The sequence below is a fragment of the Arthrobacter sp. TmtSoilC51 genome (assembly GCF_055388015.1).
Window position 1 is genome coordinate 4,568,075 of the sequence record NZ_AP035877.1, and the last position, 21,007, is coordinate 4,589,081.

A 21,007-nucleotide genomic window follows, 5' to 3' on the forward strand; every position below is an offset into this window, starting at 1 on the left:
ATGAGCGGCAATCACCCCTATCGCCGTGCCGGAGCGGTCATCGTTGCCGGCACGGTGGTGTGGTTTGTGGGTATCTCGCCGGTATCGCGTGTTTACGTCACCCCTGACGCCGCCGAACGTCTTCGCATGCTCAAGGCCGGCCAGCGTGGCTGGGTGGTCGGGCAGCACCTCGCCGCGGCCGGAACTGCCGCTGTACCCGTTGGATTCGCAGCATTTGCCCGTGGTGTTCCGGGCGGACGGGCCAAGCGGTGGGCTGTTGCAGCCGCGGCCGCTTTACTCGCAGGTGCTCCGCTCTTTGTCTCCAGTTTGTCCCGCCGCGCCTCGGACCTGGAACGCTTTGCCTATGGCCGTGGATCGAATGCGCCGTTCCTTGCCTATTCCGGGCTCCACGTTCTTGCTTTGGCTGCTCTCGGCGGGAGCCTTCTTTCCTTGCCCACCAAACGGTGGATCGGAGTCACGGCCGCAGCCAGCGCGCCGATCTACGGCGCCATCCTTGTGGCAAAGAAGGACATCCCGCCGTTCGTGTTCTACCTCGTCGAGGGCTTGGCGGGGGCGTACCTGATGACGTGGGATGGGACTGACCCAGCGGAAACCTAGAGCCTGCGGACCCTTGTCAGGAGGGGCGCGGTTCGGTTGAGGGCAGGGTCCTTACGTGCATCTGCTGCAGCACCACGGACCGTCACTTTCACCGCATGTCCCACCACCGCTCCCAAGGCCTCATCACTGGGCGGACTTCCCGGCAGATTTTGTGAATCAAGTTGCCTGTTGTTGAAACGCTCTGCGGCTTCGCGTTGCTCCTGGGCTCCGTTCCCGCGTTCGAGGATGTCCGAGACTCCGGCCTTCACGAGCTCCAGTTCACCTTGGTCGTCCAGGACAGGGCTCAGATAATCCACCAACGCCCAAACCACATCAGCTGCCGGTTGGGGACGGAAGTCGCCAATGTCCAGGAGGTCTCCGCGCAATCCAGAGTTGCTCGCTTGCCAACTCGCCATCCGGAGCAGGGCTGTCGGCACCGAGGCGGGCTCAACGCCGTCGAGCATTTCCAGGGAAGCGGTCTCCACTAAAGCCCTCACCAACACCGCAACCAGGGCTGCGTCCTCCGAACGGAGGCACACGTCAGCCACCCTGACTTCCACGGTGGGATGGTTGCGGGAGATGCGGGCGTCAAAGTAAATCATGCCCTCGTCAAGGAGCACCCCGGTCTCGAGGAGGCGCTGGACCATCCGCCGGTAGGCAGTCAACGAGCCAAACACAGCGGAAGGGCCGGATGTTGGCCAACGGTTCCACGCCTGGATCCTGTAGCTCTCGAAACCCGTGGGCACCCCGCGCCAGTACGGTGAATTGGCGCTGATGGCCGTCAACACAGCGAGTTTGTCGCGGATATGATCCAGGACGACCACGCCCTCTTCAGGCGACTCCACGGCGGTGTGCACATGGAAGCCGCAGGTCAGTTGCTCGTGGGCCGTCAAACCGAAGCGTTCAAGCATCACGGCGAAGCGGGGATCAGGAGTCGTATGGGTGTTCTTAGCCAGGGGCGAGGTGGCAATCGCGGCCACCCGGGCGTCGTGCTTCCTGGCAGCGTCATTGGCCATCGCACGTCCACGCCGGATCTGCTGCAGGAGCTCGCTGTAGCTATGGCAAGGACGGGTCTGGGTTTCGATCTGTTCCAGCTTCAGTTCCTGGCTCAGGCCCGTCCCGGTTTCAGGGGGTGATTCCGTGCCAGCCAGCAGCGCATCCGCGAGGGCCAGGGGCTCGCCCGTCACAGGATCGACGATGAGTAGCTCTTCCTCAACCCCGAAAGTCCGCATGGGACCATTCTGCTTCATTCGGCAGGAGAAACCGCATGCTTAGTCCTGGAAGTACTCCACCTTGGCGCCGATGGTGTTCAAGCGCTCAGCCAGATCCTCATAGCCACGTTCAATCACGTAGATATTCCGAAGCTCCGATGTTCCACGGGCCGCCAACATAGCCAGGAGCAGGCACGCTGCCGGACGCAGGGCCGGCGGGCAGCCAATCTCCGCGGCGCGCCATTTGGTGGGTCCGTTGACGTAGATCCGGTGCGGGTCCAGGAGTTGCACTTGGGCGCCCAACTTGTTGAGCTCCGTCAGGTAAATGGCACGGTTCTCGTAGACCCAGTCGTGGATCATGGTCTGGCCCTCGGCGTTGCCGGCGATCACGGCGAAGAAGGGCAGGTTGTCGATATTGAGCCCCGGGAACGGCATGGGGTGGATCTTGTCCTGCGGTGCGTGGAGCTCGGAGGGCTTGGTGGTGACGTCCACCAAGCGCGTCCGGCCGTTGCGCGCCATGTATTCACCTGAGATTTCGAGCTTTTGGCCCATCTGTTCCAGGGTGGCGAGTTCAATTTCCATGAACTCGATGGGAACCCTGCGGATGGTGACCTCGGAGTTCGTCACGATGCCCGCGGTGATCAGGCTCATGGCCTCTATGGGATCCTCGGATGGGAAGTACTCAATGTCAACGTCTATGGCTGACCGGCCGGTGATCTTCAATGTGGTAGTCCCGACGCCCTCGATGGTGACACCCAAGCCCTGCAAGTAGAAGCAGAGATCCTGGACCATGTAGTTGGGGCTCGCGTTGCGGATCACGGTGCTGCCCTCGCGGTGCGCGGCGGCCATGATCGCGTTCTCGGTGACGGTGTCGCCGCGTTCGGACAGGACGAAGGAACGGTCGAGCCCATCGGCGGGGGGCGCCACCACGGAGTAGAAGCCCGACTTTGCCCCAACCGTGAGCCCGAACTGGCGCAACGCCTGCATGTGGGGCTCAACAGTTCGCGTGCCCAGGTCGCATCCACCGGCGTAGGGCAACAGGTATTCGGCAGTCTCGTCCAGGAGCGGGCCGAGCAGCATAATGACGCTTCGTGTGCGGCGGGCCGCCTCCACGTCCATCGATTCAAGGTCCAGGACCTCGGGCCGGCGGATACGGAGGTCGCTGCCGTTGAGCCAGGTGCATTCGACGCCGATGGACGTCAGCACTTCAACGATCCGGTTGACTTCTTCAATACGTGCCAAGCGACGCAGCGTGGTGGTGCCCCGGTTGATCAGGCTGGCACACAACAGGGCCACGCCGGCGTTCTTGCTGCTGTTGACATCCACTTCGCCGGAGAGCGTGTGACCGCCCTCCACCCGGAGGTGCGTCATCTGCGGTTTGCCGACCTTGACGATGGAGCGGCCGAAGATGGCCTCCAGCCGTTCGATCATTCGGAGGCTGAGATTCTGCTTGCCCTGCTCCATTCGGGCGATAGCGCTCTGGCTGGTTCCCAGCTCAGAAGCCAACTGCCCCTGCGTCCAGCCCTTTTCGCTTCGCGCGTTGCGGAGCAGGAGGCCAACATGTTCGGCGGTAGGTTGCGTCATACACAAGAAATATCACAAGTGAGTTAGAAGTGGTGCGCAAAATGCCGATTGAGCGAGAAACCTCACACCATACCCGCATCGTGCGATATCTGGCTCGAGAAGACCCAGCTCAAACCCTAACGCCAGACGAAACTCCACGTGCCCGCGCCAATGGCGGTCAGTACCGCAGCGGCAGCGATGACGAGGCCGCCAAGGAGCACCCACACGTCCAGGAGCGAGTACGTCGATTCCCGGGCCCACGTTCGTTGTCCGCCACCGAAACCACGCGCTTCCATGGTGACGGCCAGCCGGGAAGCCCGCCGAACTGCCTGAACCAGCAGCCCGAAGCTCTGCCCAAGCGTTGCCTTCAGCCGTTGCAGCGGGCTGCCCTGCGAACCCACCCCGCGGGCCCGCCTGGCCATGCCGATTGTCTGCCATTCCTCCGCCATCAAACCCACCAAGCGCATGGCAGCCAGCGACCCGAGGACAAAGCGGTGTGGCAGCTTTGCCTTCTGTGCCAGCGCATCAGCCAAATCGGTGGGATCCGTGCAGGTCATCAGCAGGATCGCTGGCAGCGCGATCGCCAAACCGCGCAGCGTGAATCCCAGCCCCAGTTGAAGGGAACCTTCGCTGATGGACCAGAGTCCGACGTCGAGCAGTACAGACCCGCTGTCAGCCGCCACGATTGCGGTACTCCAACCGCCAATCGCCGCCGCGATGATGAGAGGCCATGCCCGTTGCCACAGGAGCCGCAGCGTGAGCCCAGCCAAGGGGAACAGAGCCAGCTCGGCGACGAGTGCCGTGGAAGCGGATACCCAGTCGATCGACAACGCCAGAACCAGCGAAATAAGAAATACGGAGACGAACTTAATCAAGGGGTTGGCGCGGGTGAGGAGGGCATGGTTGCCGCGGAGGTTCAGGGCGTCCCTCATGCTGCACCGGCTTCCTGGCGGGCTTCCTCGCCGTGCGGGTCCGGGAGCACTTGCGTCACCGGATCCAGCCGCAGCTCCGTACCGCCAAGGACCGCGCTGAATTCCTCATCGTGAGTCACAGAGACAACGGCAGTTCCGGCGTCAAGGAGTTCCGACAGGAACGATGCCAGTTCGGCCCAGGTATTGGCGTCCTGGCCGAACGTTGGCTCGTCCAGCACCAGCACTTTCGGGTGGGCTGCAAGCACCGTGGCCACGGACAGCCTGCGTTTCTCGCCGCCGGACAAGGTGTAGGGGTTCGCGTCCACCAAATGCGTAAGCCGCAAACGCTCCAGCAATTCATCCACGCGTTCTTCACCATGTCCCAGATGTTTTGGCCCGAACATCAGCTCATCCAGGACATTGCCCGTGACGAACTGGTGCTCCGGTTCCTGGAACACAGTGCCAATGCGCGAAATCAGCTGATCCGCCTTCCACTTGAAGGGATCGATTCCAGCTCCCTCGGAAAGTTCGACGGCGGCACTCACCTTGCCGTCCACGGGCGCCAAAAGGCCGGCCAACGTGAGCGCAAAGGTGGACTTGCCGGCACCGTTGGGCCCGGTGATGGTGAGCGCCTGGCCGGACCTCACTTGAGCAGTGATGCCCGACTGCACGGGAACGGGCCGGATGGTTCTGAAGCCGCGACGGCCGGGCTTCTCGCGGGAAACAGCCAGGTCCTGTGCCACGAGGAGGAGCTGCGCGGTGGATTCATGGCCGTCCAATTCCTGAGCTGTGGTCCTGCGGGCGCGAGTGGCTGGAACGTATCCCGGCACCCACACTCCCGCTGCCATCAACATGGTGCGGGCTTCGGAGAGAACCTGATCCGGTGGGCCATCCAGAAGTACGCCGCCTCCCGCCGAGCCGGGCTGGAGGACTACGATCCTGTCCACCAGGTCCTTCCAAACGGACACACGGTGTTCCACAACAACCAACGTGGCGCCGGTCTTGTCCAGGCAGCGCTGCACGGCGTCCCGAACCTCAAGGACTCCAGCAGGATCCAGGTTGGCCGTAGGTTCGTCCAGCAGGATCAGCCCGGGCCGCATCGCCAGGATGCCAGCCAACGCAAGGCGCTGCTTCTGCCCCCCGGAGAGCGCTGCCGTGGGATGGTCCAGGGGCAGGCCGCCGCCAGCAGCGGTGCGCAACCCGACGTCGTCGAGCGCTTCATGGACGCGCGCCCATATCTCCCCGCGCGGGACGGCCAGGTTCTCGGCGCCGAACGCGACGTCGTCGCCCACCCGGGAGAGCACCACTTGGGTTTCCGGATCCTGCTGCATCAGACCGGCGCGGCCACGCTGTTCACGGGGAACAACGCCGTCGATCAACAGCGAGCCGGACTCGTCTGAATCGTCTTCCTCGTCACCCAACACGCCGGCAAGGGCATGCAGCAACGTCGACTTGCCAGCGCCTGAAGGACCCAGCAGCAGCACACGCTCGCCGGGCTCGATCCGGAGATCGAGGTCCTGGATGGCGGGCGCGGAACGGCCCGCATGCCGCCATCCCCACCCTTGGGCGGTAATGGCGGCAGGGCGGACCTGGTTGCTGCTTTCTTTCGCAGGCATTAGTTGAAGACTGGCTCCGAAGCAGCCTTGCGCGACGCGAAGGAGCTTAGGACGCCGGTCTTGGCCAGCCCGCGCGTGGCAACCCAGGACAGTGCGCCGGCGATGATCGCACCGGACAGCGTAGTGAAGGCGATGTAGGCCAACTTGTCGATTGCTTCGTAGGCGATGTTCCAGCCCCAGGGCAGGAAGGAATCGTTGAGACCGCAGAAGAGTCCGGAGCCCGCGCCTGCAAGGAGTGCAGTGGACAGGTTGAACTTCTTGTACCGGAACGCGGCGAAGACGAGTTCAGCTCCGAGCCCCTGCAGGACACCGGAGATGAGGACGGTGGTGCCGTACTGGGAACCCATGATGAGTTCACCGGTGGCGGCGACGGCTTCGCAGAACAGGGCTGCGCCCGGTTTGCGGATGATGAGCATGCCCAGGACAGCCGGGATCATCCAACCACCGGCGATCAAACCGGTGAGCGGCGGATACGTGACGTTCATGGGGATGGATACGATTGCGGCGCCCTGGGACCAGGCCCAGAAGATCACGCCGCCGGCGATGGCAATCAATGCTGCCACCACGATGTCTACAACACGCCAGCTATAACTGGTCTTCTTCACGCTTGCCGTGGTCATTTTTTCTGCCTCCTGAGGTTACAGGAGGGGAAAGTGCTCCCCGGAACCTCCCGGCCGGCTTTCGCCGTCCGGATCCGGACACTCTGAGAAGCTCGACTCCCTTGCGCCGGTACTAACCGGATCAGGTTCGAGGGTCTGCGGCTGTCCGCACTCTCAGCGCCCTCGCGTCTCCTGCATCTCTGCAAGGTCCGACGGCGGCGCTCCCCTGTCGTTATTAATCTGCCCTTATGGGCGTGGTTCAGTTTACACCTGTGGGTGTTCGGGGGCTCCTTGGGCTGGTCATAAAGCGGTTGGCTCCCCGACTCCTGCGTTGCGGGGCCCGTTCTGCGCCCCATTCGCCCGCCTTGGCACGCACGCCAGGCCCCACAACCAGACCTGAGAGAATGATCGAGCAGAATCGACGCGGCAAAGGGGCATTTCATGACCGACCTTCCCATTACGGACAAGCAAGTTCCCCAACCCCGCCTGGCTGCGAGCGTTATCCTGCTCCGCGATGCCCCGGGCGGGCTTGAGGCCTTCGTCCAGCACAGGGTAGCCACCATGGATTTCGCTGCCGGAATGGTGGTCTTTCCGGGAGGTCGCGTTGATGCCGCAGACCAGGATGGCTGGGATTATCCGGCTGAATTGCTCCAACGGCATGCCGCAGACTGGCACCTGAGCTCCATCGCCGTCAATCCCGAACAGGCCCCGGCAAAGTCAGGCATGGTTCTCACCGCTGCTTTGCGCGAGGTTTGGGAGGAGGCCGGACTTGGCCTTGAGCCGTCGGACTTACGCCCTTGGGCCAACTGGGTCACGCCCACGGACATGCCCAAGCGCTTCGATACGTACTTCTATGTGGCCAAGCCTGCTCCGGACGCACAGCCCCAGCATCAGACCACTGAAGCGTGGCAATCACTCTGGATGCCCGTGGACGGGATTCTGACAGCCGAGGCCGCCGGTAACTTGCAACTGATGCCACCCACGTATTACCTGCTCAAGGAAATTGCCGGTCTCGGAACCGTGGATGCTGTCTGGTCAGCCGACCACGCCGTTGTTCCTGTCCTGGCCCCACGAGGTTCCATGGCAGCTTTCCTCAAGGAACGGGAAACCCGCCGCTAGTCCCAAGCCGCCAGGATCTGAGGCTAGGCTGGGGGCATGAACCTCTTTTTCAAGCTGCTGGGTGCCGGAGTAAGCCTGGGGGCCGGATTCGTCGGCACCAAATTGGTCAACAAGGGTTGGGAAAAGGCCACCGGCAACAAGCCGCCCAAGGGCAACGATGACATGGAAACGAGCCTCCGCTCAGCCTTGTCCTTCGCTCTGATTTCGGCCTTCGTCAGTACGCTCATCCAGGTTTTCGCGAGCCGTGGCACCCAGCGTGCAATCGCCCGGTTCGCCAAGACGCACGACATCGTCTAGGTAGAATCGTCGCCTGCCGCCCTTTGGACAACTGCTTCAAGCTCATCCTTGGTGAGCAGTTCACGGTGCCCGTGCTTGGTGCGGTAACCGGAGCGGCCCACCATGTGCGCCGAGACAGGAACCGTAAGCAGCTGGAAGATCCAGGCCACAAGCAGGACAGGCCACACCCACCAGGTTCGCATCTGGAGGCCGATCGCGGCCAGCAGCAGGAACAAGCCCAGCACCTGGGGCTTGGTTGCCGCGTGCATGCGGCTCATGAGGTCGGGGAACCGCAGAAGGCCAACGGCTGCCCCGAGCGACATCAGGGCACCCACCACCAGGAACACAGCCGTCACAGCATCAATGACGGCATCCACACCGCTCGCTTCAGGACTCATTGCTGTGATCCCTCCGGTCCGCTACGAACCGGGCAAATGTCACAGAGCCTATGAAACCGATCACCGCGAGAGCCACCAGCAACACCAGGTTGTTCAGATGCCGGTTCATCGCCATGTCGATTGCCAGTGCGGCCCCAAGGATGGCCAGCAGGACATCCGACGCCAAAACGCGGTCCAACAAGGACGGGCCGATCGCGATGCGGACGATCGCTCCCACCGCGGCCAAGCTCAGGATCACTGCAGTGACCACAAGGACGAGTTCCTTCACGACGCTGCCCCTTCCATGCCCGGATGCGATTCGGCTTTGAGCGCATCGAGTTCTTCGCGCGTTCCCATGATCCGGATCAGCGCCGCCTCGATGTCTTGTACTTCCCGGCGGATCTTGTCGATATCAGCATCCTCGTAAATATTGAGCGCGTGCAGGTACAGCGTGGACGTCGAGCGGTCCACTTCCACCACCAGCGAGCCCGGGATCAGGGAAATAACGTGGCCGGTGGCCGTCACCATGAGGTCCGAATGGCTGCGCAACGGAACAGCGACGACGGCGCTGCGTACTTTGGGCCCTTTTGCCACGGCCAGGTAGAGGACCAGGAAGCTCGCTGCCGCCACTTTGCCCAGGAAAACCAGGGCGAACGAAAGGGCGCGCAGCACATTGAACCTGCCGCTGAGCTCCACCGGCGGAAGGTAGAAGAACTTGGCCACCAGCACGGCAATGAGTGCGCCGAACAGCAGGTTGCCTGGGCTGAAGTCCCGCCACAGGGCGCCCCAGACGATGACCAGCCATACCAGCAGCGGCAGTTCAGTGCGGAAGGAGATCGGTTTACGGCTCACTTGGCGGCCCCCGGCTGAGCCACGGGTGGTACCTCCGCGGAGTCTCCCAGGACTGAGTGGATGTAGGCCGTGCGGTCCAGCATGATTTCCGCCGAGCCGTCCGCCAAATGGAAGAGTGGGCCGGCAAAGACCGTGAGCGCGACACCGAAGGCCACAAGGCCCGCGGTGGAGCCCACCATTGTCCGGGGGAGAACTCCCACGTTGCCTGGCGTCAGAAGCACGGGGTCGGGGTACTCTGCGTCCTCCGGCTTGCGCCAAAATGCCCTGTTCCAAACACGGGCTATTGCCAGCAACGTCAGGAGGCTGGTGACCACGCCGCCCACCACCAAAACGATGGCCAGCGGCGTCCCCAATGCCACACCCGCCTGAAGGAGCCCGAGTTTACCGAGGAAGCCGGAGAAGGGCGGGATGCCAGCGAGGTTCATTGCCGGGACGAAGAACAGCAAGGCAAGGAGTGGCGAGAGCTTGGCCAGGCCACCCAAGCGGTCAATCGATGACGATCCGCCCCGCCGCTCGATGAGGCCCGTCACCAGGAACAGGCTGGTCTGCACGGTGATGTGGTGTGCCACGTAGAAGACTGCCGCGCCAAGGCCGGTCACGGACGACATTGCCAAGCCGAACACCATGTAGCCGATGTGGCTGACAAGGGTGAACGACAAGAGACGCTTGATGTCGCTCTGCGCCAAAGCACCAAGGATGCCCACCACCATGGTCAGCAGCGCCACCACCATGAGGGGCACGTTGAGGGTATCGCCAGGGAACAGGAGTGTCTCGGTGCGGACCATGGCATAGACACCCACTTTCGTCAGCAAGCCCGCGAAAACGGCTGTGACGGGGGCAGGTGCGGTTGGATATGAGTCAGGAAGCCAGAAGGACAGCGGGAACACGGCCGCCTTGATTCCGAACGCCACCAGTAGCATCACGTGGAGCAGGTTTTGCGTGCCTGGATCCAGTTCGGCCAGCTTGATGGCGAGGTCCGCCATGGTGATGGTCCCCGTAGCTCCGTAAATCATGGCGATGGCAATGAGGAACAGGACTGAGGACACCACAGACACCACCACGTAGGTGACCCCAGCGCGGATACGGGGCCCCGTCCCGCCAAGGGTCATCAGCACATAGCTTGCCGTCAGCAGGATTTCGAAGCCCACGTACAAGTTGAAAAGGTCACCTGTCAGGAAGGCATTGGACACGCCAGCCACCAGGATCAGGTACGTGGGGTGGAAGATCGAGACCGGTGCTTCCTGGTCACCGTCAGCCATGCCTTGCCCGGTGGCGTAGATCAGGACCGCGAGGCTTACCACGGTGGAAACCACCAGCATGAGTGAGGAGAACTGATCCACCACCAACACCACGCCCCACGGCGGCAGCCAACCACCCAGCGTCACGGAGGTTGTTCCGCCGTCCCACACGGACGCCAGGAGCAGGCATTCGAGCAGGAGCGTCGCGCTGAGGATCACGATGCTGACCACCCGTTGGGCAGCAGTATGCCGGATCAGCACGAACGCGAGGGCTGCACCGAGGATTGGAAGGAGGACGGCTAGCGGCGACAGGTTTGCGAGGTTCATGCGCTGCCTCCTTCCTGGCTTCGAGCGGTGTTGGGGGTTTCGGTCGCATCCGGCCTGGCACGGTCCTCGGGACTTGCGGGAGTTATCGCGAACTCAGATGTTTCCAGCGGGACAATGGCGTCGTCTTCCGCGTCGAAGCTCGGAGTCCTGGCAACCCGGCGGTCTTCGATGTCATCCTGGATCTCGTCTTGCCGCGCCAAGGCCCATGTCCGGTAGATGATGCCAAGCATGAAGGCAGTCACGGCAAACGAAATGACGATGGATGTCAGGATCAATGCCTGTGGCAGGGGGTCGTTGTACTCGCCGGGCGCTGTGTCCTTGGTGAACAGCGGCGCGAGTCCGGCGTACCCTCCCGTACTGAGGATCAGCAGGTTGGTCGCGTTGGCGAGCAGCATCAGGCCCAGCAGGACGCGCGTCAGGCTGCGCTCCAGGATCAGGTAGATGCCGCAGGCATACAAGACACCCATGACGATCAACAGGGTCAGGTTGATGCTCATGGGTTGCCTTTCGCCGAAGCGGCAGTTTCAGCGGGTTCAGGCTCGGCGACCTTAATCTCTCCGGCTTTCGCGCCCTTCCCTTCAAAATGCTCGTCGATCTCGGCGCCCAGGCTGCGAAGGACATCAAGAACCAGTCCCACCACAACGATGTAGACGCCGATATCGAAAATCGTGGAAGTGACGAACTTGACGTCGCCGAACACGGGCAGCCAGAACTCGATGATCGCGCTCTGGAACACCTGTCCACCGAGGAAGAGCGGCACGAAACCGGACGCCGCCGCCGTCGCGAGTCCCGTCCCCAAAAGTGTTCCCGCACTTACTGTCGCTGCCTCGCTCAACTCGAACCGGCCGCCAGCAAGGTATCGGATGGTAAGGGCAAGTCCGGCGGTCAGGCCGCCTGCGAAGCCGCCGCCCGGAAGGTTGTGGCCGGCCAGGAGAAGGTAGATGGAAAAGACGATCATCGAGTGGAAGATCAGCCGGGTGACCACTTCAAAGATGATCGACCTGCGCTCCGGGGCCAGCGTCCTGCCGGCAACGAGCCAGGCATCCCGGGTCACGTCGGTGAACTTCCTCGCCACTGCCAGCCGGGCACCGTCGCGGGAGTCACGGTCGACGCCGGTGCGCCGCCCCACGCTGCCCGCTGGCACTGCCTCTGAGGTTTTGATGCGATCGCCGCGGCTACGCACGAAAATCAGGCTGGCGACGCCGGTGGCGGCCACTGCCAGGACCGAAATTTCGCCGAAGGTATCCCACGCGCGGATGTCCACGAGGGTCACGTTGACCACGTTCAGGCCCCCGCCGCCTTCGTAGGCCAGCCGCGGAAATTCAAGGGAGACGGGCGTAGCCACGCGGGCACCCATGGCGTAGATGGCCACGAAAATCATGGTGATACCGAACGCGGCGCCAACAATCACGCGGATCACCCGGAGGCGGCCCCCCGTACGGTCGCGCAGTTCGGCGGGCAGGCTGCGCATTGCCAAAACAAAGGCCACCAGCACGATGGTTTCCACCAGCATCTGGGTCAGTGCGAGGTCAGGCGCACCCTGCAGGGCAAACATGAGTGCAATGCCATAACCCGTGACAGAGACCATGAGCACCGCCAGGAAGCGCTTGTTGGCGCGGACGGCAGCCAGCGCACCCACCACGATCCCCACCCCCGCGATCACCTGCAACGGAGAGTTCGGATCGATGAAATAGACACCGTCCGGCAGAGGTTTGTTGTTCAGGATCAGGGCCGTGAGCGGTACTGCGAAGGCAACTGTGAGGATGACGGTCAGGTAGAAGTACAGCGAACCACGCTGGGTGCGGCCCGTGACCCACACCGCGACGTCATCCAATGCGCCAATCGTATGTTGGTACGCGCGGTCGCCGTCCACCCAATCGGGAACCAGGCCCTGCACGCGTGAAACAACGTTGCGGCCATAGAACATTGCGGCACCAGCCACAAACGTGATCGCGGTCAGTCCCAGAGCGGGAGTGAGCCCATGCCACAAAGCCAGGTGTCCGGCGTCGACCGCTCCCTCCCCCTCAGCGAACAGGCTGGCGTACGGCTGGATCCAACTGTCCACCGGCGCGGGCCACAGCCCGTAAACAATGCTGAGGAAACTCAGAAGCGCGGGCGCGGCAAGGAAGGCGGGCTTGATGGCTTTGAACGGTGTGCGCTCCACACCGGACTTGGCGGCAAAGGCACCCCACATGAAACGCGCGCTGTACGCGAAGGTGAGGATGGAACCGATCACGAGCCCGATAAGGATCCATACGCCCCAAGCGGTTGCGTCGGCGCCCGTCCCATAGTGCACGAAGGCTTCAAACACGGACTCCTTGGCCACGAAACCCGCCAGCGGCGGCACCCCTGCCATGGATGCGGCCGCGATCGCGGCCACTACCCCGAGGGCTCGCGAGGACTGGAAGACGCCAGAGAGCTTACGGATGTCGCGGGTCCCGGATTGGTGGTCGATGATCCCGACCACCAGGAACAGTGCGGCTTTGAACAAGCCGTGGGCCAGGAGAAGCCCAAGCCCCGCGAGGGCGGCGTCAGCCCTGCCCAGCCCCACCACCATGGTGAGGAAGCCGAGCTGGCTCACCGTCCCGTAGGCGAGGATAAGCTTGATATCCGTCTGCCGGAGGGCCCTGTACCCGCCAATCAACATGGTGGCAAGGCCAAGGCCCAGAACCATCGGCAGCCAGAATTGCGAGTCCGCGAATCCCGGCGCCAGGCGCGCGACGATGTAGATACCGGCCTTCACCATGGCCGCGGCATGCAGGTAGGCGCTCACCGGGGTTGGGGCCGCCATGGCACCCGGAAGCCAGAAGTGGAAGGGCACCAGCGCCGATTTGGTCACGGCACCTACCAGGATGAGAACGACGGCGGCCCCCACCATCCCACTGGTGGTTCCGTTCACGAGCGTCCCGGCTTTGTCCAGAATGGCGGAGATCCGGTAGGTTCCGGCCGCTTGGCCCAGGATGATCAAGCCCACGAGCATTGCCAACCCGCCGGCCGTGGTGACCATCAGCGCTTGGAGGGCCGATCGACGCGCGGCCAGGCGGGTCCGGGCGTAACCGATGAGCAGGTATGACAGGACGGTGGTGAGCTCCCAGAAGATGAACAACACCAGGAGGTCATCGGACGTCACCAACCCAAACATCGCACCGGCAAAGGCCAGGAGTTGGGCCCCGAAACCGCCGAGCCCGGGATCCTTGTTCTTGAAGTACCGGGCGCAATAGACCAGGACCAGCGAGCCAATGCCAAGAATGAGCACTGACATGACCCATGCGAGCGCATCCATCCTGAAAGCAAACTCAAGCTTCAGGTCTGGGATCCAGGGGAATACTTCTTCTATGCCGCCGCCGGAATATACGGGCCCGTATTGGAGAACCAGCCACACGAAGGCGGCCGCGGGAACTGCTGCCAGGACATAGAAGGCATTCCGACCAAGTTTGCTGAAAATCAAGGGCGCCACAGTTGCCGCTACAAAGGTGATGGCGAGAACTGTGATCACTGTTTCTCCGCAAAGTCAGGAACGAATTGTCAAAAGTTGGAGCAGGCGGTCATACGTTGGGTTCAGTTGGACCAGTTTATCAAGCGGGCCGGACAGTTTTTGTCCGGAGCCGATGGGGCTGCGAATGAATTCCCGCTGCGTTATTCACATAGCGGTCTGTCATCTGCCCGCCACTGTCAGAGTCCCGATAGCATTCAGGCTATGAACGCGGCCGCAGTTCCCGAAGCCTCCCACCCAGCATCCGAGCTTGCCTCCGGACCTGCTTCTTCCAAGAAGGGCCAGATCCTCGCGTGGGCATCCTGGGATTGGGGCTCGGCTGCCTTTAACGCGATCATGACCACGTTTGTCTTCACCGTTTATTTGACCTCAAATGCCTTCGGCGGGGAGGACACCGCGTCTGCCGCGCTTGGTGCTGCCTTGGCTGTCGCGGGCCTGGCCATCGCGTTGCTGGCACCCGTGACAGGCCAACGTTCTGATGCCGGCGGACGCCGCAAACTCTGGCTCGGAGTCAACACCGCAGCCACGGCCGTACTCACCGCCCTGTGCTTCTTTGTGTTTCCGCAACCAGGATTCCTCCTCCTGGGCGTTTCCCTGATCGCACTTGCCAACATCTTCTTCGAGTTTGCCGGCGTGAACTACAACGCAATGCTGGCCCAGATCTCCACGCCCAAAAATATCGGCAAGGTCAGCGGCTTTGGTTGGGGCATGGGATACCTCGGTGGGATCGTTGCGTTGCTGCTGGTGCTGCAACTCTTCGTCCAGCCGTCTTTCGAATGGTTCGGTGCGTCCACTGAAGAATCATTGAACATCCGGCTCGTGGCCATTTTCTCGGCCCTGTGGTTCTTCGTCTTCGCCTTGCCCGTGCTGATTGCCGTTCCGGAAGTTTCCGTCAAGAAGGACACCGCTTCCCTGGGCTTCATCGCATCGTACAGACTGCTGTTCCGGCGCATCGCAGCCATCTACCGCACCAGTCCCCACACCATTTACTTCCTGCTCTCCAGCGCGATCTTCCGCGACGGCCTCGCAGCGGTCTTCACGTTCGGCGGAGTAATCGCAGCCGGAACGTTCGGTTTCGAACTTAAAGAAGTTATCTTCTTCGCAATTTTCGGCAACGTCGTCGCAGCCGTTGGCGCAATCATCGGCGGCTTCCTCGACGACAAAATCGGCCCGAAGGCAGTCATCGTGCTCTCCTTGGTGGGATTGCTCATCGCGGGCACATTCATCCTCGTGCTTGGCAACGGCAACTATGTCTTCTTCGGAAGCAGCTGGCCCGCCGCCAACACTTTCTGGATCTTCGGCCTGCTCCTGTGCCTGTTTGTCGGCCCCGCCCAGTCTTCGTCAAGGGCATACCTTGCCAGGCTCGCACCGGAGGGTGAGTCCGGAGAGCTCTTCGGGCTCTACGCCACCACAGGCCGGGCTGTCAGCTTCCTTGCACCCACCCTCTTCACCCTGTGCATCACAATTGCCGCTCCGATTGTTGAAGAAGGTGGAGCCCAGCGATGGGGCATCCTCGGCATCATGGTTGTCCTGCTTGCCGGCCTTCTGGTGATCCTGCCGGTGAAGCCGCCCAGCAAGACCCAAATCGCCGTGGTGCCGGATCACTGACTTCACTGCGACAGCTGGGCGCGAACGGCGTACCAGTGCAGTTCCAACAGAGTTAGGGTGGAGATATGAACGTGGATGAGACTGAACTCCCGGGCCTTGGGGTCCGTAAGGATTTCGTCACGGCCTCGGGCCGTCGCATCGGTGTCGTGGAGCTTCGCGAAGGCGAGACCGAACTCTTCGTGTCCACTTGGGATGACCCGGACACGTGCCAGGCTTCCATTCCCCTCACGGCAGATGAAGCCGCAACGCTGGGCAACCTCCTCGGCGGGCAGCACATCGCCATGCGCCTGGCAGAAGCCCACCGCGAGATCCCTGGCATCGTGACCCGCCAGTTCTCCATCACCCCCGATTCTCCGTTCGTGAACCAGCCCATGGGCAAAGCCCAGGTCCGTACCCGCAGCGGCGTCTCGATCGTTGCAATCATGCGCGAAGGCGAGGTCGTCCCCTCGCCCGCACCCGACGTCGTACTTCACACGGGCGATTTGCTCGTTGCGGTTGGCACCCAGGAAGGCCTCGACTCGGCGGCCGATATCCTCCGCAACGGCTGACCCGCCATGGATCCGCTCGCACTAGCCCTCGTTGAACTGGGGGCCGTCGTCTTCTGCCTCGGTCTCCTTGCTCGATTAGCGGGCCGGATCGGCATGTCCCCCATTCCGCTTTACCTTGTGGGTGGCTTGGCCTTCGGTGCAGGCGGCTTCGTCAGGCTTGATGGCATGCATGAGTTTGCCCATCTTTCAGGAGAAATTGGCGTCATCCTGCTGCTGTTGATGCTCGGATTGGAATACACCGCCTCAGAACTGGTCACCGGGCTCAGGCGTTCGTGGCAGGCCGGTGTCCTGGACTTCATCCTGAATTTCATCCCCGGCGCCGGAATAGCAGTTCTTCTGGGCTGGGGTCTTGTGGGCGCCATCGTAATGGGTGGCGTTACGTATATCTCGTCATCGGGAATCGCCGCCAAGGTCATCACGGACCTCGGGCGGATCGGTAACCGTGAAACTCCCGTGGTGCTCTCCATCCTCGTTTTCGAGGACCTCGCCATGGCCATCTACCTGCCCATCCTCACTGCCATCCTTGCCGGCGTCGGGTTCCTGGGCGGCCTGCAGACAGTGGGCATCGCGCTGGCTGTCGTCACGGTGGTACTGATCATCGCGCTCAAGCATGGACACCGTGTCTCCCAAGCCGTTCACAGCGAGAACTCTGAAGTGTTTCTGCTGAACGTGCTCGGTTTGGCCCTCTTGGTAGCCGGCATCGCCTCCGCCCTCCAGGTCTCCGCGGCAGTGGGTGCATTCATGCTCGGCATCGCCATTTCCGGCGCTACAGCCCACAATGCCACCCGCATCCTTGAGCCGCTGAGGGACTTGTTTGCGGCAATCTTCTTCGTTGCCTTCGGCCTCAACACCGACCCAACGTCCATCCCGCCCGTCCTGGGGTGGGCACTGCTGCTCGCCCTGCTGACAACCGCCACCAAAATGGTCACGGGATTCTGGGCAGCCAAACGTGCGGGCATCGCAATGCCCGGCCGCTTCCGCGCTGGAGCCGCCCTGATTGCGCGTGGCGAGTTCTCCATCGTCATTGCTGGCCTGGCGGTGGCGTCGGGAGCCGTGCCGGACGAAGTCGCCGCCCTGGCTACGGCCTACGTCCTCATCATGGCCATCTTGGGTCCGCTTGCAGCCCGCTTCGTGGAGCCTGTTGTCAAGGCACTCCGCAAGAGCCCCCGCACACCGCCGCGCGCCGCGGAGCGCGCCACAGCCTGACGGTTGGCGCCTGACGGTCAGCGCCTGGCACCCAGCCGGTTTCCGGCTAGATGGCAGTCCGGTGGAAGTTCTGGTGGCTGCGGCTGGCGGTGGGTCCGCGCTGGCCTTGGTAGCGGTTGCCGTATTCACCGGAACCGTAGGGGTGCTCCGCCGAGGATGTCAGGCGGAAGAAGCACAACTGGCCGATCTTCATACCCGGCCACAGCTTGATGGGCAGCGTGGCCACGTTGGAAAGCTCCAGAGTGACGTGCCCGGAGAAGCCGGGGTCGATGAAGCCCGCTGTGGAGTGCGTCAGCAAACCAAGCCGGCCGAGGGAAGACTTACCCTCAAGGCGGGCAGCGATGTCGTCGGGCAGGCTCACTGTCTCGTAGGTGGAGCCGAGTACGAATTCGCCCGGGTGCAGGATGAATGGCTCATTGCCTTCCACTTCCACCAACCGGGTCAGCTCAGGCTGCTCCTCGGCGGGGTCGATGTGGGCATATTTGTGGTTGTCGAAGAGCCGGAAAAACCGGTCAATCCGTACGTCCACGGAAGACGGCTGAACCATCGCGGGATCGTACGGTTCAAGGACAATCCGTTGGGAGTCTATTTCGGCACGAATATCGCGGTCAGAGATCAGCACAGCATCAAAAATACCCCATGCATTGTCCGGGCCGCCCCATGGGACTATAGTTCCCGGACATGTAAAGCCGCGCCCGTACTTGGGGGCAACGAGCATTCGCGGGGTAATTGTGGGGAAATTGTCAGCGCCTGCGGCTATCGTGCTGGCTGGCGCGCTGGCCGTATTGGTAGCCGCGTCGAGCCAAATCCTGCCAGCTACAGAGGCAGTACCTGGCGGCGGCACTACTTCTTCGGGCAGCGTCCCTTCCGGCCTCACGGCCCCCGAGACACGCACGACGCCGGCCCCCGCACCTTTGGAAGGTACCCCCGCGGCCAGTGGAGAAGCCAGCGGCGACCCTACGCCGGGGACGAGTCCCGGTTTCGAAAGCGGTATGCCGACTAGACCGATCGCAGTAGATCCGACTGTTGAGACGCCCCCTCCGGTGCCGAACATCGGGCCCTTATGGGGCCCCGACGATCCTTCCTCCGACGGCACTCATTCCGGGAATCCAGAGGCCAGCGAGCCAGCAGCCCCCACTCCTCCTGCCGCGCCGGCACCGCCGTCGGCCGCTTCCCCAACATCCGTCCCGACGCCAACAGCACCTGCCGCAGGACCTGGTCCGTCGGAATCACCGACGCCAACTGCGCCACCAACTCAAACAACGACGCCGTCGCCAACACCCTCACCAACTCAAACATCTACGCCGTCACAAACGGCTTCCGAGCCGTCACCAACGCCAGCCCCACCCACGCCCACTCCATCTTCAACGACGTCCACGCCCACACCCACCCCCTTCCCCGGCAAGACCCCAAGCAGCGATCCGGATCCGGACAACGGAGCCCTTGCGCTACTCCCGGACGACAACACCGCGGCCATCCTGACGGTGTTCAACGCCATCAACAGCTACCGCGCGTCTCTGGGCCTTGCCCCGGTGAAGTATCACGCAACAGTGGCGAGCATGGCCCAGGAATGGTCGAACAGCATCGCCAGCCGCGAAGTGATCCAGCACCGGGCCAATTTCTGGACGGATCCTCGCGCGCTCAACCCGAACAACGGCGCGGGTGAGGTCATTGCTGTCCGGTGGGATCGTGACGCTGCCCAACTCGTGGAGTGGTGGAAGGGCTCCCCGGGCCACGACGCCCTGCTGCGTGATCCCCGCTTCAATGTGATGGGCATCGGGATCACGTATACGGACGGCAACTGGCAAACCACCCCCAACCGCTACACGCTGTGGGGCGTGGTCAACTTCTTCGGCTACACCACGTTGCCTGCCGGAACTACGACGCGGCCAGGCGGGACGGTGGTGCCGCCCACAGACCCAGTGGGTGTGTGCGAACCCGGAGGCAAGTACCAGCCGCCTACCGTGGACCTGGGCGCGGCGGCCATCCGCAGCGCCGCAGACCTTGTTTCCATCAGCTCGGATGGGACGGTCTACTCCTACCCGTCCCTGGGCAACGCCAAGTATGGCTCCGCCCGCAAGATCGGAATCGGCTTCACAGGACTCAAAGAACTGTTCGTATCGGATTGGGACCGTGACGGCGTCTTTGACCTCATCGCCCAACGCCTGGACGGTGCACTCCTGGTGTACCCGGGCATGCAGTCAGGCGGCTTCGGATCCCCTGGAGTCCTGGGCCAGGGGTGGGAGTCCCTCAATATAGCCGTGGGCCCTTGGTGCGCAAACAACCGGCTCCCACAAATAGTGGCGATGGACGGATCCGGGGGGCTTTGGTTCTATAAGAATTCCGGAATGACATACATCCGCACCCAGGCAGCGATCGGAACAGGCAACAAGGCCGTCCGGCTCAGCATGGTTGATTACAACGCGGATGGTTTCCAGGACCTCCTCACCGTCGAGCCCAATGGGTACCTGAGGTTGTACCGCGGCAGCGGACTGGGCCTCCCAAAGCAGGAGGCCAGGCCTGTGGTGGGTGCGGCGTGGACCGACTACGCCGGTTTGCGTTCACTTCAAGGAGTGACGGGCGCAAACACCACCGGCATTGCTGGACTCGGAACTAATGGAGTGCTGGAGTACTGGGACCTCACCTCGGGCGGCCTCACGACGCCGGTCATCGTCGGCGGCGGATGGAGCGGCTTCAAGCTGGCACAGTAATCAAGCCGCGGAGTCGGACTCAATGACGGTCTTGAGTTGCTCCAACTGGGCAACTTCAGATTCCATCGTTTTCTGGATCATGCCGTTCATGAGTTTTTGCAGGCCCTTGGGGTGATACTCCAGGGCGAACCTGAGCCGCGTAGTCTTGCCCTCGGTGCTGAGGTAGTAGCCGCCCGTAGGCCGGGCGGGTCCGGCCACCACCGCAAAGCGCACTTCTGCGCCGGGCCGGGCCTCAGTAATCTCGAAGTCAGCAGCGATGGGCCGTCCCCCCGGGCCGGTGAGCGTTTGCTGGTAGACCGCGCCCTTCTGGCCACGGACACCGGATCTAAGCGAGATGCTGCGCACGCCCGAGCGCCAGAGGGAGTTGTTCATGCCGTCCATCAGGAATCCATAAACGGTCATGGCATCCCTGCTGATCACCACTTCATAAGCTGCAAATGCCACGGAAACCTCTTTCGGCGTACGGTTCGAATGTCGTAGCCCGGTTCCCCATACACTGCAGCTAACACCTTCAGAATAGTCAGCCGCGCTTGCCTGCGACACAAGACAAACGAGCCTTGACCGAATGGTTACCTGGCGGCGTATCTGAGACACAGCTGACACATAGTCCCGGGCCGGGTAGAGTTCGTGCGGCTGGCAAAACCAAATTGGGGGCGTAATGCGAGTACTGAATCATCCGTCTGTCTGCGGGAACTCTGTCCCAGGGAACGCACGACGACGACTGGCCGCTTGCGCCGCCTTCCTCGCACTAGCGGTGGCTGGCGGAGTCATAACCG

The 21,007-nt window shown here is 62.7% G+C and carries 20 protein-coding genes and 1 riboswitch; of the genes, 7 read left to right on the top strand and 13 right to left on the bottom strand.

Going from position 1 to position 21,007, the window contains the following annotated elements; all coding sequences use genetic code 11:
• Window positions 1-597, top strand: a complete 597-nt coding sequence (locus ACZ5G6_RS20860) for a hypothetical protein (protein WP_498687822.1) — start codon at window positions 1-3, stop codon at window positions 595-597.
• Here the strand turns inward: ACZ5G6_RS20860 and ACZ5G6_RS20865 are convergent.
• The 5 genes from ACZ5G6_RS20865 to ACZ5G6_RS20885 form a co-directional block, all read right to left on the bottom strand.
• Window positions 594-1,808 (bottom strand): glutamate--cysteine ligase 2, encoded by a 1,215-nt coding sequence (locus ACZ5G6_RS20865; protein WP_498687824.1) that lies wholly within the window; start codon window positions 1,806-1,808, stop codon window positions 594-596. The genes ACZ5G6_RS20860 and ACZ5G6_RS20865 overlap by 4 nt on opposite strands.
• 39 nt (window positions 1,809-1,847) lie before the next feature.
• Entirely contained in the window at window positions 1,848-3,371 is a 1,524-nt protein-coding gene (locus ACZ5G6_RS20870; RefSeq protein WP_223934706.1) for a UDP-N-acetylglucosamine 1-carboxyvinyltransferase, read from the bottom strand.
• Between the two features lie 116 nt (window positions 3,372-3,487).
• The gene (locus tag ACZ5G6_RS20875; protein WP_498687826.1) at window positions 3,488-4,282 is read right to left on the bottom strand and encodes an energy-coupling factor transporter transmembrane component T family protein; all 795 of its coding nucleotides are present in this window, start codon (window positions 4,280-4,282) and stop codon (window positions 3,488-3,490) included.
• On the bottom strand, window positions 4,279-5,877 hold the full coding sequence (locus ACZ5G6_RS20880) for an ABC transporter ATP-binding protein (RefSeq protein ID WP_498687829.1): 1,599 nt from the start codon (window positions 5,875-5,877) through the stop codon (window positions 4,279-4,281). The genes ACZ5G6_RS20875 and ACZ5G6_RS20880 overlap by 4 nt, the downstream gene beginning before the upstream one ends.
• On the bottom strand, window positions 5,877-6,497 hold the full coding sequence (locus ACZ5G6_RS20885) for an ECF transporter S component (protein WP_498687830.1): 621 nt from the start codon (window positions 6,495-6,497) through the stop codon (window positions 5,877-5,879). The genes ACZ5G6_RS20880 and ACZ5G6_RS20885 overlap by 1 nt, the downstream gene beginning before the upstream one ends.
• An 80-nt stretch (window positions 6,498-6,577) precedes the next feature.
• Window positions 6,578-6,714: riboswitch (TPP riboswitch) on the bottom strand.
• A 203-nt stretch (window positions 6,715-6,917) separates the two neighbouring features.
• Here ACZ5G6_RS20885 and ACZ5G6_RS20890 point away from each other — a divergent pair.
• Window positions 6,918-7,595, top strand: coding sequence for an NUDIX hydrolase (locus ACZ5G6_RS20890; RefSeq protein WP_223934710.1), 678 nt, complete (start codon window positions 6,918-6,920; stop codon window positions 7,593-7,595).
• Window positions 7,596-7,631: 36 nt separating this feature from the next.
• Window positions 7,632-7,892 (top strand): DUF4235 domain-containing protein, encoded by a 261-nt coding sequence (locus ACZ5G6_RS20895; RefSeq protein WP_223934711.1) that lies wholly within the window; start codon window positions 7,632-7,634, stop codon window positions 7,890-7,892.
• Here the strand turns inward: ACZ5G6_RS20895 and mnhG are convergent.
• From mnhG to ACZ5G6_RS20925, 6 genes are read right to left on the bottom strand one after another with little or no spacing between them, the layout of a single operon-like run.
• Window positions 7,889-8,269 (bottom strand): monovalent cation/H(+) antiporter subunit G, encoded by a 381-nt coding sequence (gene mnhG / locus ACZ5G6_RS20900; RefSeq protein ID WP_223934712.1) that lies wholly within the window; start codon window positions 8,267-8,269, stop codon window positions 7,889-7,891. The genes ACZ5G6_RS20895 and mnhG overlap by 4 nt on opposite strands.
• On the bottom strand, window positions 8,259-8,537 hold the full coding sequence (locus ACZ5G6_RS20905; RefSeq protein ID WP_223934713.1) for an MrpF/PhaF family protein: 279 nt from the start codon (window positions 8,535-8,537) through the stop codon (window positions 8,259-8,261). The genes mnhG and ACZ5G6_RS20905 overlap by 11 nt, the downstream gene beginning before the upstream one ends.
• On the bottom strand, window positions 8,534-9,100 hold the full coding sequence (locus ACZ5G6_RS20910) for a Na+/H+ antiporter subunit E (protein ID WP_223934714.1): 567 nt from the start codon (window positions 9,098-9,100) through the stop codon (window positions 8,534-8,536). Before ACZ5G6_RS20910 ends, ACZ5G6_RS20905 begins: the two co-directional genes overlap by 4 nt.
• A complete protein-coding gene (locus ACZ5G6_RS20915) occupies window positions 9,097-10,665 on the bottom strand; it encodes a Na+/H+ antiporter subunit D (protein WP_498687839.1) in 1,569 nt (522 codons plus the stop codon). Before ACZ5G6_RS20915 ends, ACZ5G6_RS20910 begins: the two co-directional genes overlap by 4 nt.
• A complete protein-coding gene (locus ACZ5G6_RS20920) occupies window positions 10,662-11,162 on the bottom strand; it encodes a Na(+)/H(+) antiporter subunit C (RefSeq protein WP_223934716.1) in 501 nt (166 codons plus the stop codon). The genes ACZ5G6_RS20915 and ACZ5G6_RS20920 overlap by 4 nt, the downstream gene beginning before the upstream one ends.
• Window positions 11,159-14,161: a Na+/H+ antiporter subunit A gene (locus tag ACZ5G6_RS20925; RefSeq protein ID WP_498687842.1), complete on the bottom strand. Its 3,003-nt coding sequence runs from the start codon at window positions 14,159-14,161 to the stop codon at window positions 11,159-11,161. The genes ACZ5G6_RS20920 and ACZ5G6_RS20925 overlap by 4 nt, the downstream gene beginning before the upstream one ends.
• A gap of 201 nt (window positions 14,162-14,362) precedes the next feature.
• Between ACZ5G6_RS20925 and ACZ5G6_RS20930 the strand changes: the two genes are divergently transcribed.
• The 3 genes from ACZ5G6_RS20930 to ACZ5G6_RS20940 all read left to right on the top strand — a co-directional run bounded on the left by ACZ5G6_RS20930 (window position 14,363) and on the right by ACZ5G6_RS20940 (window position 17,520).
• Window positions 14,363-15,766 (top strand): MFS transporter, encoded by a 1,404-nt coding sequence (locus tag ACZ5G6_RS20930; protein ID WP_223934718.1) that lies wholly within the window; start codon window positions 14,363-14,365, stop codon window positions 15,764-15,766.
• A 65-nt stretch (window positions 15,767-15,831) separates the two neighbouring features.
• The gene (locus ACZ5G6_RS20935; RefSeq protein ID WP_216927152.1) at window positions 15,832-16,314 is read left to right on the top strand and encodes a cation:proton antiporter regulatory subunit; all 483 of its coding nucleotides are present in this window, start codon (window positions 15,832-15,834) and stop codon (window positions 16,312-16,314) included.
• Between the two features lie 6 nt (window positions 16,315-16,320).
• Window positions 16,321-17,520: a cation:proton antiporter gene (locus ACZ5G6_RS20940; RefSeq protein ID WP_223934719.1), complete on the top strand. Its 1,200-nt coding sequence runs from the start codon at window positions 16,321-16,323 to the stop codon at window positions 17,518-17,520.
• A gap of 46 nt (window positions 17,521-17,566) precedes the next feature.
• On the opposite strand, the gene dcd is transcribed toward ACZ5G6_RS20940, so the two are convergent.
• Window positions 17,567-18,142 (bottom strand): dCTP deaminase, encoded by a 576-nt coding sequence (dcd, locus tag ACZ5G6_RS20945; RefSeq protein WP_216927188.1) that lies wholly within the window; start codon window positions 18,140-18,142, stop codon window positions 17,567-17,569.
• 370 nt (window positions 18,143-18,512) lie between these two features.
• On the opposite strand from dcd, the gene ACZ5G6_RS20950 reads away from it, so the two are divergent.
• Complete coding sequence (locus ACZ5G6_RS20950) at window positions 18,513-20,231, top strand: CAP domain-containing protein (protein WP_498687846.1); 1,719 nt, start codon at window positions 18,513-18,515, stop codon at window positions 20,229-20,231.
• Here the strand turns inward: ACZ5G6_RS20950 and ACZ5G6_RS20955 are convergent, their stop codons facing one another.
• Window positions 20,232-20,675, bottom strand: coding sequence for an SRPBCC family protein (locus ACZ5G6_RS20955; RefSeq protein WP_498687848.1), 444 nt, complete (start codon window positions 20,673-20,675; stop codon window positions 20,232-20,234). It lies immediately after the preceding gene.
• Window positions 20,676-21,007 lie beyond the last annotated feature (332 nt).